Consider the following 13,936-nt stretch of genomic DNA (forward strand, 5'->3'; position numbering starts at 1 on the left):
CGGCAGCACTCGCCGCTCAGGCGGCCCGCTGCGCCCGTTCCAGCATCGGACGCAAGGTGTCGGCGAGTACATCGGCGTCGAATTTTGCCACGTAGGCATCCACACCCACACGCTTGCCCATCGCCCGGTTGGCCTCGGACGACAGCGAGGAATGCATCACGACCGGAATGTTCTCGAAACGGGGGTCGGCCTTGATGTTGCGCGTCAGGACATAGCCGTCCATCTCCGGCATCTCGGCATCGACCATGATGAGGTCGATCTCCTCGGTCAGGTCGCGCCCGACCAGATCGCAGTGGTCGGCGATGCTGATGAGCCGGGTCCAGGCTTCCATGCCATTCACCGCATGCTTGTGGCGCACGCCGAGCTTGTCGAGCACCTCGGTGATCTTGCGCCGGGCCACACCCGAGTCATCGACGAAGAAGACGTTGACTTCATGCCCGTTGTGGAGCGGCGCGATGTTGCCGACGACTGCATCGCCGAAGGTATTCGCCATGATCGTCTCCACGTCGAGGATGGAGACGAGGCGGCCGTCGGGCAGTTCGGTGATCGCGGTGATGTAGCTCTGCGTGCCGGCCGAAACGTTATCCGGCGTGCGCACCTTCTCCCAGTCGACCCGGATGATGCGGTCGACTTCCTGCACCAGGAAACCCAGTGTGCGCTTGCTGTACTCGGTCACCATCATCGAGCCGCCAAGCGCCATGCCCGGCTCGGACACCCCGAGAATGCTCGACAACGAGAGCACCGGGATCACGTTGCCACGCAGGGAAATCAAGCCTTCGACACCGCGCGGCATGTTGGGGGTGCGTGTGATGAAGGGGGTCGTGCAGACTTCGCGCACCTTGAACACGTTGATGCCGAAGTTTTCCGTCGTGCCGAGCGAGAACAGCAGGATCTCCATGCAGTTCGAGCCGGCCAGCGTCGTGCGGCTATCGACCGATTCAAGCAGGGCGTGGTCCTTATCAGCTTTCAACATGGTGTTCCTCACTTCGTATCGCCTTTGTGGCCGCGCTCGGCCAGCAGCCGGGCCAGGGTCTGGGCCAGGCGCTGCGGTTCGAACTTGGGCACGTACTCATCCACGCCGACCGACATCCCGAGCTGCTGGTTCGACATGCCCGACAGCGATGAATGCATCAGCACGGGAACGCCGGCAAAGCGGCGGTCCGACTTGATCTGCTTGGTCAGGATGTAGCCGTCCATCTCCGGCATCTCGACGTCGGTCAGCACCAGGCTGACGAGATCCGTGACCTTGCGTCCGGTGGCATCGGCAAGTGCCGCGACCTTCTTGAGCTCTTCCCACGCCTGGCGGCCGTTGACCGACCCGACGTAGCGCACCCCCAACGCGTCGAGCGTCTGGGAGATCTGGCGGCGGGCGACCGAGGAGTCGTCGGCGAAGAACACCACGTGCTCATTCGCATCGGGCAGGCGCTCGATATCCTTGAACATGAAGTCGTCGTCATAGTTGGTGGTCTCCGACAACACCTTCTCGACGTCGAGCATCATGACGAGCTTCTTGTCGGCAAGCTCGGTCACCGCAGTGACGAGGCCGCCGAGGTTGGCCGTGAGCATGTCGGGCGGCACGCGCATCTGCGACCAGTCCAGTCGCAGGATGGTGTCGACCGCCTCGACCAGGAAGCCCTGGGTGTGGCCGTTGTACTCGGTGACGATCATGATGTCGCGTGGCGTTTCGACGCCGATGCCGACGTAGCGCGCCAGATCGACCACCGGCACCAGCACCCCGCGCAGGCTGACCATGCCTTCGACCGAGGCCGGCATCTCGGGTGCGGCGGTGATCTTGGGCGTGCGCATCACCTCGCGCACCTTGAAGACGTTGATGCCGAACGTCTCGCGTCGTCCCGTGCGCGAATCCACGCCCAGCGTGAACAGCAGAATCTCGAGCTTGTTGGTGCCCGCAAGCCGGGTACGGGCATCGATATTCTTGAGCAGATCGGACATTTTTTCCCCCGCCTCCGGCGGTCAATGCGGGCCGCGAAAGCGACCTCGTGTTTCACACATAACGGCCCGTCCATGACGGACTTGAGCCGAAAATCAACGCACCTGCGCAGGACCGCCCACGGGCGTGACCCCCGCGTCACCGGCGCCTGTCCCGGATGGCAGCCCACCCTGGATGCGATCGCCGATCTCCGCGCCTTCATCGCCGCCGCGCACCTCGACGCCGGTCGTGCTCGAAGCGCCGCGCAAAGCCTCTTCCGTCGTCTTGTTGAGCACGATGATGCTGATGCGGCGATTGATCGGATCGAACGGGTCGTCCCGATTCAGCGGGATCGTGTCGGCGAGGCCGACCACGCGCACCATCTTCCCGGCCTCGAGTCCGCCGGCCACCAACTCCCGCCGCGATGCATTGGCGCGGTTCGATGACAGCTCCCAGTTCGAGAAGCCGCGCTCGCCGCCGGCGTACTGCGCGGAGTCGGTATGCCCGGAGAGACTGATCCGGTTGTCGACATCGTTCAGCGCCCGCGCAATCTCGCGTAGGAGTTCGCGCGTGTAGGGCCTCAGTTCGGCGCTCGACGAGGTGAACATCGGCCTGTTCTGCTCATCCACGAGCTGTATCCGCAGCCCCTCGGTCGTGATGTCCATCAGGATCTGGTTCTTGAACTGGCGCAAGGAGGCATTCGCCTCGATGATCGCCTCGAGCCGTCCCTTGAGGTCGATCAGCCGCGAGCGCTCCCGACGCTCGGCCAGTTGCTCGGCCGCGAGTTCGGCGTCGGTCTTGCGCTTGCCGCCCGCCGCGTCGAGGTTGATGGCACGGGAGCTTGCCACGTCGCCGCGCTTGACCTGCCCCACCGAGCGCGTCAGATCCTCACCCCCGCCCTGCAGGATGCTCGAGCTGTCACCCGTTCCCTCGCCCCCCTGCATCGCCACCTTGAGCGGGTTCTGGAAATAATCCGCGATCCCTTCGAGGTCACCCTGCGCCGTGGACCCCAGCAGCCACATTAGCAGGAAGAAGGCCATCATCGCCGTGACGAAGTCGGCATAGGCGATCTTCCACGCACCACCGTGCGCGCCACCACCGCCCTTCTTGATGCGTTTGACGACGATGGGCTGCTGGGTATCGTCGCTCATGGCGCCTCCAGCTCAAGCCGGTCGATCGACTGCGTGTGCATCCTCAACCCTTGCGGCTCTTGATCTCTTCCTCGAGCTCGACGAAGCCCGGGCGATCGTTTGCATACAGCACCTTGCGTCCGAACTCGATCGCGACCTGCGGCGCATAGCCGTTCATGCTCGCCAGCAGCACCACCTTCATGACCTGGTAGATCTTGCCGCTCTCTTCCACCTTCTGCTCGAGCTGGCTGGCGATCGGCGAGACGAAGCCGTACGACACCAGGATGCCGAGGAAGGTACCGACCAGTGCGCCACCGATCATCTTGCCGAGCACCGCCGGCGGCTGCCCGACCGAGCCCATGACGTTCACCACCCCCATCACCGCCACCACGATACCGAAAGCGGGCAGCGCGTCCGCGACCTTGGAAACGATGTGCGGCGCCTGGTGCGCCTCCTGATGGTGCGTCTCGATCTCCATGTCCATCAGGTTCTCGATCTCGAACGCATTCAGGTTCCCGCCGACCATCATGCGCAGATAGTCGGTCAGGAATTCGATCGCATGGTGGTCGGCGGCGACGTTGGGATACTTTGCGAATATGGGGCTTGATTCGGGATTCTCGATGTCGCCCTCGATCGACATCAGGCCCTCCTTGCGGACCTTCGCCAGAATTTCGTAGAGCAGGGCCAGCAGGTCAACATAGAGCGCCTTGTTGTAGGGCGAGCCCTTCAACACGGACGGAAGGGCAGCCATCGTTGCCTTGATCGCCTTCGGGCCATTGCCTGCCACGAAGCCGCCGATCATCAGGCCGACGATCGCGAGGTACTCCATCGGCACCCACAATGCGGCCAGGCTGCCGTGCACCGCATAGGTTCCCAGCGAGGCAGCAAGAATGATGACGTAGCCAATGATCAGAAACACCGGTCACTCCAGGTGGAATTTCGCTGCGGCAGAGCCTAGCCACAACCGTATCGACAGTCTCGTGATTTTTAACGTCTCTGTCCTGCAAAACTTGAGTCGGACGTGATCGACGATGCAGCGCCGCAAACAAAAGGGCCGCCCGACTGCTCGGGCGGCCCTGCCTTCGTGGAGTATCCGGTCGCGCCGGAAAGGCTCCGCCGTATCGATCAGGCTGTGGCTGCGGCCGGCTTGCGGCGTGTTGCGGGACGCGCCTGAGTGGTGCGGCGCGACTTACCGGCACGCGAGGGCATGTTGCACAGCCCGCACACGTAGTCCTGCACCGGATCATGCGCGTGTGCCACGTAGTGGCCGCCGCAGGCCTTGCACGGCGCCATTTGCAGCAGATCGGCGTCGAAGAAGCGCACCAGCGTCCAGGCACGGGTCAGACTCAGCACCGGCTCCATGACGTTGCATTCGATGTGGTCGAGGTACAGGTGGTAGGCCTTGATGATGGCGTCCAGCCCCGCAAGCCCAGCACGCTCGCAGTAGAAACGGTGCAGCGCCATGAACAGCGACGAGTGCACGTTCGGCTGCCAGGTCATGAACCAGTCGGTCGAGAACGGCAGCATGCCCTTTGGCGGCGAGACGCCACGGACTTCCTTGTAGATCTTCAGCAGTTTCTCGCGGCTGAGGCGGGTTTCAACCTCGAGCATCTGCATGCGCGCGCCCAGTTGAACCATCTCGACGGCACGGCGGATGTCCTCCGCCTCTTCGATCACGCTCTTGTTCTTCATGTCTTGCTCCTCAGGCCGCCCCGGTTGCCGCCTTGCCCGCCGCGAGGATCGCGGCATGCAGACCGGCGCTCGACGCATCGCGCCCCTCGCCAGCCATCAGGCGTGCGAGCTGGGCATCGTCGAAACGGAAACAGGGTACCAGCATCTGGCTGCTGGCCATTCTCACGAGTTTGGCCGCAGTCATCGATTCGATCACGTCAGCCAGTTCATCACCGATGCCGAGACGGAACATTGCCGTCGCCCGATCGCTACGCAACATCTGCTGCGCCAGCATCAGGTAGGCCAGATTCAGCTCACGTATCTCGGTCTGGAAGTCGGGTCGATCCATAGTTTTCCAATCCCTTTCAGGGATGAACGGACCCGAACTTAAAGTAAATCCTCAGTATCAGCAAGTTACAAAGTCACACACAGATGGATTCGACCCTGTCGAACCGTTGCCCAAGTGCAACAACGGGCGCCGAACTCAGGATGTGGCATGAACGACCTGGGCGCTCATCACGCAATTGCGGCCCCGCTCCTTGGCGAGGAAGGCACCGCGGTCAGCGAGCTTGATCAGGGCATCGGCGTTGGCCATCGACGGCTCGCGCATGGCAACGCCGACGCTGACCGTCAGCCTCACCCGCGGCCCACCGGTGTCGATCGGCATGTCGTGCGCGGCGCTGCGCAAACGTTCCGCGCAACCCAGCGCCGCGGACAGGTCGGTGTCCGGACAGATCACCAGGAACTCGTCGCCACCGGTGCGGCAGATGACGTCCTGCGCGCGCAAGGCGCCGCGCAGCGTCGCCGATATCTGGCGCAAGGCAATGTCGCCGACGTCGTGGCCATGCGCGTCGTTGATTTCCTTGAAGCCGTCGAGGTCGACCAGCATGACCGACAACGGACGGCTATGGCGCGCAGCGGCCGCCCACTCCATCTGGATGCGGTCGATCGCGAAGCGACGGTTCGGGATGCCGGTCAGCGCATCCGTCATCGCGGCTTCCTGCAGGCGCCGGTTCGAAATCGAAAGCTCCGCGGCGAAATGACGGAGTTCCTCGCGTTCGCGCTCCAGCTCGCGCTGCAGCGTCACGGTGCGGCGTCCGGCCCGCAGCCGGACCGCGAGCGCCGCCGGCCTGATCGGCCTGAGGATGAAATCGTCCGCCCCCGCCGCTGCAGCCTCCTCGAGGAGTCCGTCGTCGTCTGCATCGAGCAGTGCCAGGATGTGCAGTGTGCGCCCGAAACGCGTGGTGCGAAGCGCGCGCACGAGCGACGCACCGCAGTTCTCGCCCGACCAGTCGACCAGCAGCAGGCATGGCTGAACGTCGATGGCGCTCTCGATAGCCTGCGTGTAATCCGCCTGCTCATGCACGCTGAACCCCGACTCCTCGAGCAGCACCCGCATATGCGCGCGCTCGGAAGCATCACCCGCGACGATCAACACCGGCATGTCGCTGCCCGGCTGGGTCATGGTCGGATCCGCCGCGCTCGCCGCCGGCTCCGATTCCGTCTCGTCCGCTGCACACAGGTTGCCGAAAGCCGGGGCACGCGCCGTGCCGATCTGCAGCAGCTTGCCCCACTCGCTCCACTCCCGCGCGATGCGCTCGCACAGCGAGACGAAATCCCCGCGCGGTAGTCCCAGCCGCCCGGCAAGCTGCAGCATGGCCGGCATCAACCGCGCCTGCTCCGACTCGGGGGCGAGGCACAACTGGGCAATCGCCCGCGACAGCACCAGACACTGCACGAGCCCCGCCTCACGCGAGCCCTCGGCAAAATCCGCGAGCTCGGGACGCTCGAAGCACAGCACCGGATTGACCAGTTGCGTGGGCACACCCCAGTCGATCAGCATGGCTGCACCGAGCTCGCAGTGGGTCATCGCAAATGCCGTCTGCTCGAGATCGAGCTGGCGCAGCTGCGGCGATCGCGCCACTTCCTTCAGGAGACGCGAGAAGTCGGCCGGATAGAGGGTCGCGAGTGCGAGTTCGCCAACGCGCGCGAGCAGGCCCAGACTGAACGCTTCGTCGGCCGGAACGACACGCACCCGCTGGACGAGCGCCTGCATCGAAAGCGCCATCAACAGCGACGACGACCAGAAGCGCCCGTAATCGAAGCCCTCGCACGCCCCCTTGCGGTAGTTGGAGAGCAAGGAGAAACCCAGCGCCAGGGTCCTGACGGCCGGCAGCCCCAGCACCATCAAGGCTTCCTGGACCGAGACCACTGCACGCCGGTTCTCAGCCACAAGGCCGTTCGCGGCCTTTATGAGGCGCCCGACGAAGGCCGGGTCGCTCTTGATCACCCGTGCCAACTCCGCCATCGACACATCGGCAGACTGAGTCAGACGGATGATGGCAATTGCGACACCTCGCGGCGATGGCAGGTCACCCACAGCCTTGAGCTGCTCGAAACGCTTGATGTCGATCGGAGGGGGCATGGACGAACCGCGATGGCCTCTTGGGATGCCGCAATATTGCGACCGATCAGGACTCTAGCCGCTCCACGACCTGCTGTCAGCGGGGAGAGCCATAATTTCCGGGACTTTCCGCGAATCCCGTCACAGTCGGCACCCGCCCGCCGGCGGCAGGCGAAAAACACGTAGAATTCACGCCGCCCTCACTTTCGTGGCATTCCATGAATTTCTGCTCGAACTGCGGCGCTGCCGTCGAATTCCGCGTCCCGGCCGGGGACAGCCTGCCGCGCCACGTGTGCCCCCAGTGCGGCACGATCCACTACCAGAATCCGAAGCTGGTCGTGGGCGCGCTGGCCGAATGGGAAGACCGCATCCTGCTGTGCCGCCGTGCAATCGAGCCGCGCCTGGGCTTCTGGACGCTGCCTGCCGGTTTCATGGAGAACGAGGAAACCACGGCGCAGGCCGCCGCCCGGGAAACCGCCGAGGAGGCCTGCGCACGCATCGAGGTGGGCGAGCTGTACACCCTGATCGACGTGCCCTACATCAGCCAGGTCCACCTGATCTATCGTGCCCGCCTGCTCGACCTCGACTTTCGCCCCGGCGAGGAGTCGCTCGAGGTCGCGCTCTTCCGCGAGGACGAGATCCCGTGGGACGAGATCGCCTTCCGCAGCATCGCCCTGAGCCTGCGGCACTATTTTGACGATCGCCGCAGTGGCCGCTGGTCGTTCCACACCGCGAGCCTGCCACCTCCGCCGGGCTGGCCCATCCGCCCCACGGCATAAGCCTATAAGCGCATCAGGGTTGAGAAGCCCTTCTCCGCGGGCGATAATCCCCGGATTCTTCCCCGCCCGGCGGATCATGAGCAGCTACATCTTCGTCGTCATCAGCGCCGTCTTGGTGAACAACGTCGTCTTCGTGCGCATCCTGGGGCTATGCCCCTTCATGGGTGTGTCGAAGAAGCTCGAGACCGCCATCGGCATGGGTGCGGCGACCACCTTCGTGCTCACGCTCGGCTCCGGCTCGAGCTACCTGATCGACCACTACCTGCTGCAGCCCTTCGACCTGGGCTACCTGCGCACGCTGTCCTTCATCGTCGTCATCGCGGCGATCGTGCAACTCACCGAACTCGTCATCCAGAAGACCAGCCCGCTGCTGCACCAGGTGCTGGGCATCTACCTGCCGCTGATCACCACCAACTGCGCCGTGCTCGGCGTGCCGCTGCTCAACGTCGGCATGAAGCACAACCTGCTCGAGTCGCTGCTGTTCGGCTTCGGCTCCTCGGTCGGCTTCACGCTCGCGCTGGTGCTGTTCGCCGGCATCCGAGAGCGGCTCGAAGGCGCCGATGTGCCGGCACCTTTCAAGGGCACCGCCATCGCCATGATCACCGCCGGCCTGATGAGCCTGGCCTTCATGGGCTTCGCCGGCCTCGACCGCTTCCACTGAGATCCGCAGCCCGCGATCTCACCACGAACGAACAAGAATCCACGCAATGCTGACCGCCCTCCTCGTCATGACCGGCATCGCCCTCGTGCTCGGTGCGGCACTGGGCTACGCCGCCATCCGCTTCAAGGTGGAGGGCGACCCGCTGGTCGAGAAGATCGACGCCATCCTGCCGCAGACGCAATGCGGCCAGTGCGGCTATCCCGGCTGCAAGCCCTACGCCGAAGCCATCGCCAAGGGCGAAGCCGAGATCAACCAGTGTCCGCCGGGCGGCGAGGAAGGCATCCGCAAGCTCGCCGACCTGCTCGGGCGCGAGTTCAAGCCGCTGTCCGAAGAGCACGGCGTCGAGAAACCCAAGTCGGTCGCCGTCATCGACGAGCAGACCTGCATCGGCTGCACGCTGTGCATCCAGGCCTGCCCGGTCGACGCCATCGTCGGCGCTGCCAAGCAGATGCACACGGTGGTCGAGCCGCTGTGCACCGGCTGCGAGTTGTGCGTCGCACCCTGCCCGGTCGATTGCATCGCCATGGTGCCGGTCGCCGACACCGTGCAGACCTGGAAATGGAAGTACCCGGTGGTCGAAATCAGGAAAGCCGCATGATCACGCGCCTGTTCAAGTTCCACGGCGGCATCAAGCCCGACGCGCACAAGCACGAGTCGGCCGGCGCCCCCATCCAGCGCGCCCCGCTGCCCTCCCGTCTGATCGTGCCGCTGCGCCAGAGCACCCGCGCCACGGCGCGCTGCATCGTCGAAGTCGGCCAGAAAGTATTGAAAGGGCAGCGCATCGGCGAGCCCGAAGGCTTCCTCGGCACCGCGGTGCATGCCCCGACCTCGGGCACGGTCGTCGATTTCGGCCGGTACACGATGGCGCATGCGTCCGGGCTGGAGACGCGCTGCGTCGTCATCCAGCCTGATGGCGAGGACCGCTGGATCGAGCACGCGCCCTTCGACGCCGAGGCCGCGGGCCGCGACGCCACGCTCGCATGGCTGCGCGACTGCGGTCTTGTCGGCCTGGGTGGCGCCACCTTCCCCAGCCACGTCAAGCTCGGCAAGGGCAGCGGGGTCGACACCCTGATCCTGAACGGCGCCGAATGCGAGCCCTGGATCACCTGCGACGACCGCCTGATGCGCGAGCGCGCCGACGGCATCCTGGCCGGCGCCCGCATCCTGTACCGCCTCATCGGCGCGCGCGAACTGGTCATCGGCATCGAGGACAACAAGCCCGAGGCCATCGAGGCGATGCGCGCCGCGGCCCAGCGCGTTGGCGACGCGGTGCGCATCCAGTCAGTGCCCGCGCTCTATCCTGCCGGCGGCGAGAAGCAGCTCATCCGCGTGCTCACCGGCATCGAGATCCCCTACGGCAAGCTTGGCGCCGACTACGGCGTGCAGTGCTTCAACGTCGGCACCGCACATGCGGTCTATCGCGCCATCGCGCACGGTGAACCGCTGGTCAGCCGCATCGTCACGCTCACCGGCAACGTCGCCCGGCCCGGCAACTGGGAAGTACTGATCGGCACCCCGATCGACGAACTGCTGCCGCTGGCCGAACCCCGGCCCGACACCAATCGCTACCTGATGGGCGGGCCGATGATGGGCTTCGCCCTGCCGCGGCTCGACGTGCCGGTGGTCAAGGGCAGCAACTGCATCATCTCCGCCTCGCCGACGCTGCTGCCCCCGCCGCCGCCCGAGCAGCCCTGCATCCGCTGTACCGAGTGCGCCAAGGCCTGTCCGGCCGAGTTGCAGCCCTTCGAGCTGTACTGGTTCAGCCGTGCCAAGAACTTCGGCAAGGCGCAGGAATACCATCTGTTCGACTGCATCGAATGCGGCTGCTGCGCCTACGTGTGCCCCTCGCACATCCCGCTGGTGGACTACTACCGTTTCGCCAAGAGCGAGATCTGGGCGCGCGAGCGCGACAAGGCGGCTGCCGACCAGGCACGCGAGCGCTTCGAGTTCCGCAACTACCGCCAGGAGCGGGAGAAGGAAGAGAAGGCCGCCAAGCTCGCAGCCAAGGCCGCCGAAACGCGCGCGAAGCTGAGCAGCGAAGGCAGTGAGGCGTCGTCCGCCGCAGCCGCCGCGGCGCCAGCGGAAGACCCGAAAAAGGCCCTGATCGCGGCTGCGCTGGCGCGTGCGCAAGCGCAGAAGGCGGCGACCGAACCGCGCAACACCGACAATCTGAGCGCCGAGACCCAGGCCGAGATTGCCGAGATCGAGGCACGGCGCAAGGCACAGGGCGGCGAGACCCCGCCACCGGCCGACCCCGCCGTCAAGGCGGGCACGCCCACGGAAACCGAAGGTTCACCCCGTCCCTGACCCCATGATCCACTCTCCCTACATCCGCAAACCAGCCAGCGTCCAGCGCGTGATGGGCATGGTCCTGCTGGCGCTTGTGCCCGGCATCGTCGCCTACGCCTCCAAGGTGGGCGCAGGCATTCTCGTCAATCTCGCCATCGCCACCTTCACCGCGATCGCGGCCGAGGCGCTGATCCTCAGCCTGCGCAAGCGCCCGGTCGGCGTCGCCGTCACCGACCTGTCGGCCGTCGTCACCGCCTGGCTCGTGGCGCTGTGCTTCCCGCCCATCGTGCCGTGGTGGCTGACGATGATCGCCGTGCTGATCGCCATCGTCGTCGCCAAGCACCTGTTCGGCGGTCTCGGGCAGAACCCCTTCAACCCGGCGATGGTCGCCTACTGCTCGATGATCGTCGCCTACCCCGCGCTGATGTCGCAGTGGCCACCGGCCGGCGGACTCAGCTTCGAGACCCAGCTCGGACTGATCCTGGGCGGCGCGCGCGACATCGACGGCATGACCGGCGCCACCGCACTCGATGCCCTGCGCACCGGGCTGCGCAGCGCCACCGCCAGCGTCGATGCGGTCATGGAGGGCTCGGCCTTCGGCTTCCTCGGCGGACGCGGCTGGGAATGGATCTCGCTCGGCTATGTTGCCGGCGGCGCCCTGCTGCTGATCACGCGCACGATCACCTGGCACATGCCCGCGGCCTTCATCGGCACCCTGGCCCTCGTTTCCGGCGTCTTCTGGCTGTTCGATCCCGTCCGCTTCGCCTCGCCGCTGTTCCACCTCGCCAGCGGTGGCGCCATGCTCGCAGCCTTCTTCATCGTCACCGACCCGGTGTCGGGCGCCACCACGCCGCGCGGCAAGCTGATCTTCGCAGGCGGCATCGCGCTCATCGCCTGGCTGATCCGGGCCTTCGGCGCCTACCCCGAAGGCATCGCCTTCGGCGTGCTGCTGATGAACATCTGCGTGCCGCTGATCGACATGAAGACGCAGCCGCGCGTGTTCGGCCACCGTGGCCAGGGGGATTCGCGATGAGCGCACGCTACAGCGCCACGCGCACCTCGCTGCGCACGGCCCTGATCATGCTGGTGTTCACCGTGGTGTTCACCGCCCTGATGGCCTCCACCTACACCTACACCCGGCCGGCCATCGAGGCCTCGGCGCAGGACGCGCAGATGCGCCTGATCGACGAAGTGCTGCCGCCGGGCAGCTACGACAACGCCCTGCTCGAGGACGTCGTACGCACCGGCCCCACACCGGCGATCGGCCTCGACGACGGTGGTCGCATCTGGCGCGCACGCAAGGCGGGCGAACCGGTCGCCCTGATCGTCGAAACCGCCGCCACCGACGGCTACGCCGGACGCATCGCGATGGTGGTGGCGATCAACACCAACGGCCTGCTGTCGGGCGTGCGTGTCACGGCACACAAGGAAACCCCGGGACTCGGCGACTACATCGACCCGAAGAAGGACCGGCGCAAGGACATGCCCTGGATCGGCCAGTTCGCCGTTGCCACCTGGAAGGACGTGAACACCGCCGGATGGACGGTACGCAAGGACGGCGGCACCTTCGGCTACCGCACCGGCGCCACCATCAGCGCACGCGCCGTGGTCCAGGCCGTCGGCCGCGCCACGGCGTGGGCGGTCGAACGCCAGGACGCCCTGTTCTCCGCCCCCGCTGGCAGCACGTTCGGAGCGCAACCATGACCCCCCAGCAGTTCCGCGACATTTCCTACAATGGCCTGTGGAAGCAGAACACCGGCCTCGCCCAACTGCTCGGCCTGTGCCCCATCCTCGCGATCAGCACCAGCATGGTCAATGCCGTCAGCCTAGGCCTGGCGACCATCCTCGTGATGGCGATGTCCAACCTGGCGGTGTCGGCGCTGCGCAACTTCATCCCGTACGAGATCCGCATCCCGGTGTTCGTCCTGATCATCGCCGCGCTGGTCACGGTGGTCGACCTCGCCCTCAACGCCTTCCTGCACGACCTCTATCTGGTGCTCGGGATCTTCATTCCGCTGATCGTCACCAACTGCATCGTGCTGGCCCGCGTCGAGGCCTACGCGGCCAAGAACGACCCGCTCACCTCGACCGTCGACGGCATCATGATGGGCCTCGGCCTCGTGTGGGTGCTGGCGTTGCTGGGCGGCATCCGTGAGCTGCTTGGCGCCGGCACGCTGTTCTCCGGCATCGAGATGATCATCCCCGGCCTGTCGGCGTGGAACGTCTTCGGCGACGACTACCCCGGCTTCCTGATCGCCATCCTGCCGCCGGGCGCCTTCTTCGCGCTCGGCTGCCTGATCGCTGCATTCAATGCCATCAACGCGAACCTGGCGGCCCGTGCGCGTCGGCGACCGCCCCCCTCCGCGCAGGCTGCGGAGTCGCCGACCGCCGAGCCCGCAGCCACGAGCTGAGCCAATGGCATCGATGAAGCGCGAGGCGATCCGCGAGTTCTTCCGCCGCCTGCACGACGCCAATCCAAACCCGCAGACCGAGCTCGAATACGCCTCGCCCTATCAGCTGCTGGTGGCGGTCGTGCTGTCGGCGCAGGCTACCGACCGCAGCGTCAACATCGCCACGCGCAAGCTGTTTGCCGATGCCCCGACACCGGAGGCCATGGTAACGCTCGGCGAGGAAGGCATCGCCGAGCACATCAAGACCATCGGCCTGTTCCGCAACAAGGCCAGGAACACCCTGGCGCTGTCGCGCCTGCTGCTCGAACGCCATGGCGGCGAGGTCCCGGCCGAGCGCGAGGCGCTCGAGGCTCTGCCCGGCGTCGGCCGCAAGACGGCCAACGTGGTGCTCAATACCGTGTTCCGCCAGCCGGTGATGGCGGTCGACACCCATATCTTCCGCCTGTCGAACCGCACCGGCCTTGCCCCCGGCAAGGACGTGGTGGAAGTCGAGAAGGCGCTGATGCGCCGCGTACCCAAGGACTACCTGCTCGACGCCCACCACTGGCTGATCCTGCACGGACGCTACGTGTGCACCGCGCGCAGCCCGAAGTGCAGCCAGTGCAGCGTGCGCGACCTGTGCCTGTTCCGCGACAAGACCGACTGACCCCATCGCCCTCCG

15 protein-coding genes are annotated in these 13,936 nt (G+C 65.9%); 8 read left to right on the forward strand and 7 right to left on the reverse strand.

Translation table 11 applies throughout. The annotated features are described in order from the left end of the window. Positions 1-16: 16 nt before the first annotated feature. The 7 genes from AC731_RS07720 to AC731_RS07750 form a co-directional block, all read right to left on the reverse strand. A complete protein-coding gene (locus tag AC731_RS07720) occupies positions 17-973 on the reverse strand; it encodes a chemotaxis protein (RefSeq protein ID WP_004262225.1) in 957 nt (318 codons plus the stop codon). Between the two features lie 8 nt (positions 974-981). Then, the gene (locus AC731_RS07725; protein ID WP_004262221.1) at positions 982-1,953 is read right to left on the reverse strand and encodes a chemotaxis protein; all 972 of its coding nucleotides are present in this window, start codon (positions 1,951-1,953) and stop codon (positions 982-984) included. 93 nt (positions 1,954-2,046) lie between these two features. Beyond that, complete coding sequence (motB, locus tag AC731_RS07730; RefSeq protein WP_004262220.1) at positions 2,047-3,081, reverse strand: flagellar motor protein MotB; 1,035 nt, start codon at positions 3,079-3,081, stop codon at positions 2,047-2,049. Positions 3,082-3,124: 43 nt separating this feature from the next. Continuing rightward, a complete protein-coding gene (gene motA, locus AC731_RS07735) occupies positions 3,125-3,979 on the reverse strand; it encodes a flagellar motor stator protein MotA (protein WP_004262219.1) in 855 nt (284 codons plus the stop codon). Positions 3,980-4,185: 206 nt separating this feature from the next. Then, positions 4,186-4,752, reverse strand: a complete 567-nt coding sequence (gene flhC / locus AC731_RS07740; protein WP_004262217.1) for a flagellar transcriptional regulator FlhC — start codon at positions 4,750-4,752, stop codon at positions 4,186-4,188. A 10-nt stretch (positions 4,753-4,762) separates the two neighbouring features. Further along, a complete protein-coding gene (gene flhD / locus AC731_RS07745; protein ID WP_048704893.1) occupies positions 4,763-5,080 on the reverse strand; it encodes a flagellar transcriptional regulator FlhD in 318 nt (105 codons plus the stop codon). Positions 5,081-5,215: 135 nt separating this feature from the next. Continuing rightward, the gene (locus tag AC731_RS07750; RefSeq protein WP_048704895.1) at positions 5,216-7,156 is read right to left on the reverse strand and encodes a diguanylate cyclase; all 1,941 of its coding nucleotides are present in this window, start codon (positions 7,154-7,156) and stop codon (positions 5,216-5,218) included. A gap of 197 nt (positions 7,157-7,353) precedes the next feature. Between AC731_RS07750 and AC731_RS07755 the strand changes: the two genes are divergently transcribed. The 8 genes from AC731_RS07755 (at position 7,354) to nth (ending at position 13,921) form a co-directional block, all read left to right on the forward strand. Next, positions 7,354-7,914, forward strand: a complete 561-nt coding sequence (locus tag AC731_RS07755; RefSeq protein ID WP_082794272.1) for an NUDIX hydrolase — start codon at positions 7,354-7,356, stop codon at positions 7,912-7,914. A 76-nt stretch (positions 7,915-7,990) separates the two neighbouring features. Then, entirely contained in the window at positions 7,991-8,575 is a 585-nt protein-coding gene (rsxA, locus tag AC731_RS07760) for an electron transport complex subunit RsxA (RefSeq protein ID WP_004262203.1), read from the forward strand. A 46-nt stretch (positions 8,576-8,621) separates the two neighbouring features. Then, entirely contained in the window at positions 8,622-9,173 is a 552-nt protein-coding gene (rsxB, locus tag AC731_RS07765) for an electron transport complex subunit RsxB (RefSeq protein ID WP_004262200.1), read from the forward strand. Next, positions 9,170-10,882: an electron transport complex subunit RsxC gene (gene rsxC / locus AC731_RS07770; protein WP_048704898.1), complete on the forward strand. Its 1,713-nt coding sequence runs from the start codon at positions 9,170-9,172 to the stop codon at positions 10,880-10,882. Before rsxB ends, rsxC begins: the two co-directional genes overlap by 4 nt. A 4-nt stretch (positions 10,883-10,886) precedes the next feature. Next, positions 10,887-11,897: an RnfABCDGE type electron transport complex subunit D gene (locus AC731_RS07775; RefSeq protein ID WP_048704899.1), complete on the forward strand. Its 1,011-nt coding sequence runs from the start codon at positions 10,887-10,889 to the stop codon at positions 11,895-11,897. After that, positions 11,894-12,568 (forward strand): RnfABCDGE type electron transport complex subunit G, encoded by a 675-nt coding sequence (locus AC731_RS07780; RefSeq protein ID WP_048704902.1) that lies wholly within the window; start codon positions 11,894-11,896, stop codon positions 12,566-12,568. The genes AC731_RS07775 and AC731_RS07780 overlap by 4 nt, the downstream gene beginning before the upstream one ends. Then, on the forward strand, positions 12,565-13,275 hold the full coding sequence (locus AC731_RS07785) for an electron transport complex subunit E (protein ID WP_048704904.1): 711 nt from the start codon (positions 12,565-12,567) through the stop codon (positions 13,273-13,275). The genes AC731_RS07780 and AC731_RS07785 overlap by 4 nt, the downstream gene beginning before the upstream one ends. Before the next feature lie 13 nt (positions 13,276-13,288). Then, entirely contained in the window at positions 13,289-13,921 is a 633-nt protein-coding gene (gene nth, locus AC731_RS07790; RefSeq protein ID WP_048709873.1) for an endonuclease III, read from the forward strand. Positions 13,922-13,936: the final 15 nt, after the last annotated feature.

Origin of the sequence: Thauera humireducens (assembly GCF_001051995.2) — a bacterium.
Taxonomy (GTDB): Bacteria; Pseudomonadota; Gammaproteobacteria; order Burkholderiales; family Rhodocyclaceae; genus Thauera; species Thauera humireducens.

Bases quoted from the DNA above. Each gene is read 5' to 3' on its own strand.
- AC731_RS07750 (WP_048704895.1), bottom strand. From the start codon at position 7,156: ATGCCCCCTCCGATCGACATCAAGCGTTTCGAGCAGCTCAAGGCTGTG.
- AC731_RS07785 (WP_048704904.1), top strand. From the start codon at position 12,565: ATGACCCCCCAGCAGTTCCGCGACATTTCCTACAATGGCCTGTGGAAG.
- AC731_RS07780 (WP_048704902.1), top strand. From the start codon at position 11,894: ATGAGCGCACGCTACAGCGCCACGCGCACCTCGCTGCGCACGGCCCTG.
- nth (WP_048709873.1), top strand. From the start codon at position 13,289: ATGAAGCGCGAGGCGATCCGCGAGTTCTTCCGCCGCCTGCACGACGCC.
- AC731_RS07720 (WP_004262225.1), bottom strand. From the start codon at position 973: ATGTTGAAAGCTGATAAGGACCACGCCCTGCTTGAATCGGTCGATAGC.
- rsxB (WP_004262200.1), top strand. From the start codon at position 8,622: ATGCTGACCGCCCTCCTCGTCATGACCGGCATCGCCCTCGTGCTCGGT.
- flhC (WP_004262217.1), bottom strand. From the start codon at position 4,752: ATGAAGAACAAGAGCGTGATCGAAGAGGCGGAGGACATCCGCCGTGCC.
- AC731_RS07755 (WP_082794272.1), top strand. From the start codon at position 7,354: ATGAATTTCTGCTCGAACTGCGGCGCTGCCGTCGAATTCCGCGTCCCG.
- flhD (WP_048704893.1), bottom strand. From the start codon at position 5,080: ATGGATCGACCCGACTTCCAGACCGAGATACGTGAGCTGAATCTGGCC.
- motB (WP_004262220.1), bottom strand. From the start codon at position 3,081: ATGAGCGACGATACCCAGCAGCCCATCGTCGTCAAACGCATCAAGAAG.
- rsxA (WP_004262203.1), top strand. From the start codon at position 7,991: ATGAGCAGCTACATCTTCGTCGTCATCAGCGCCGTCTTGGTGAACAAC.
- rsxC (WP_048704898.1), top strand. From the start codon at position 9,170: ATGATCACGCGCCTGTTCAAGTTCCACGGCGGCATCAAGCCCGACGCG.
- AC731_RS07725 (WP_004262221.1), bottom strand. From the start codon at position 1,953: ATGTCCGATCTGCTCAAGAATATCGATGCCCGTACCCGGCTTGCGGGC.
- AC731_RS07775 (WP_048704899.1), top strand. From the start codon at position 10,887: ATGATCCACTCTCCCTACATCCGCAAACCAGCCAGCGTCCAGCGCGTG.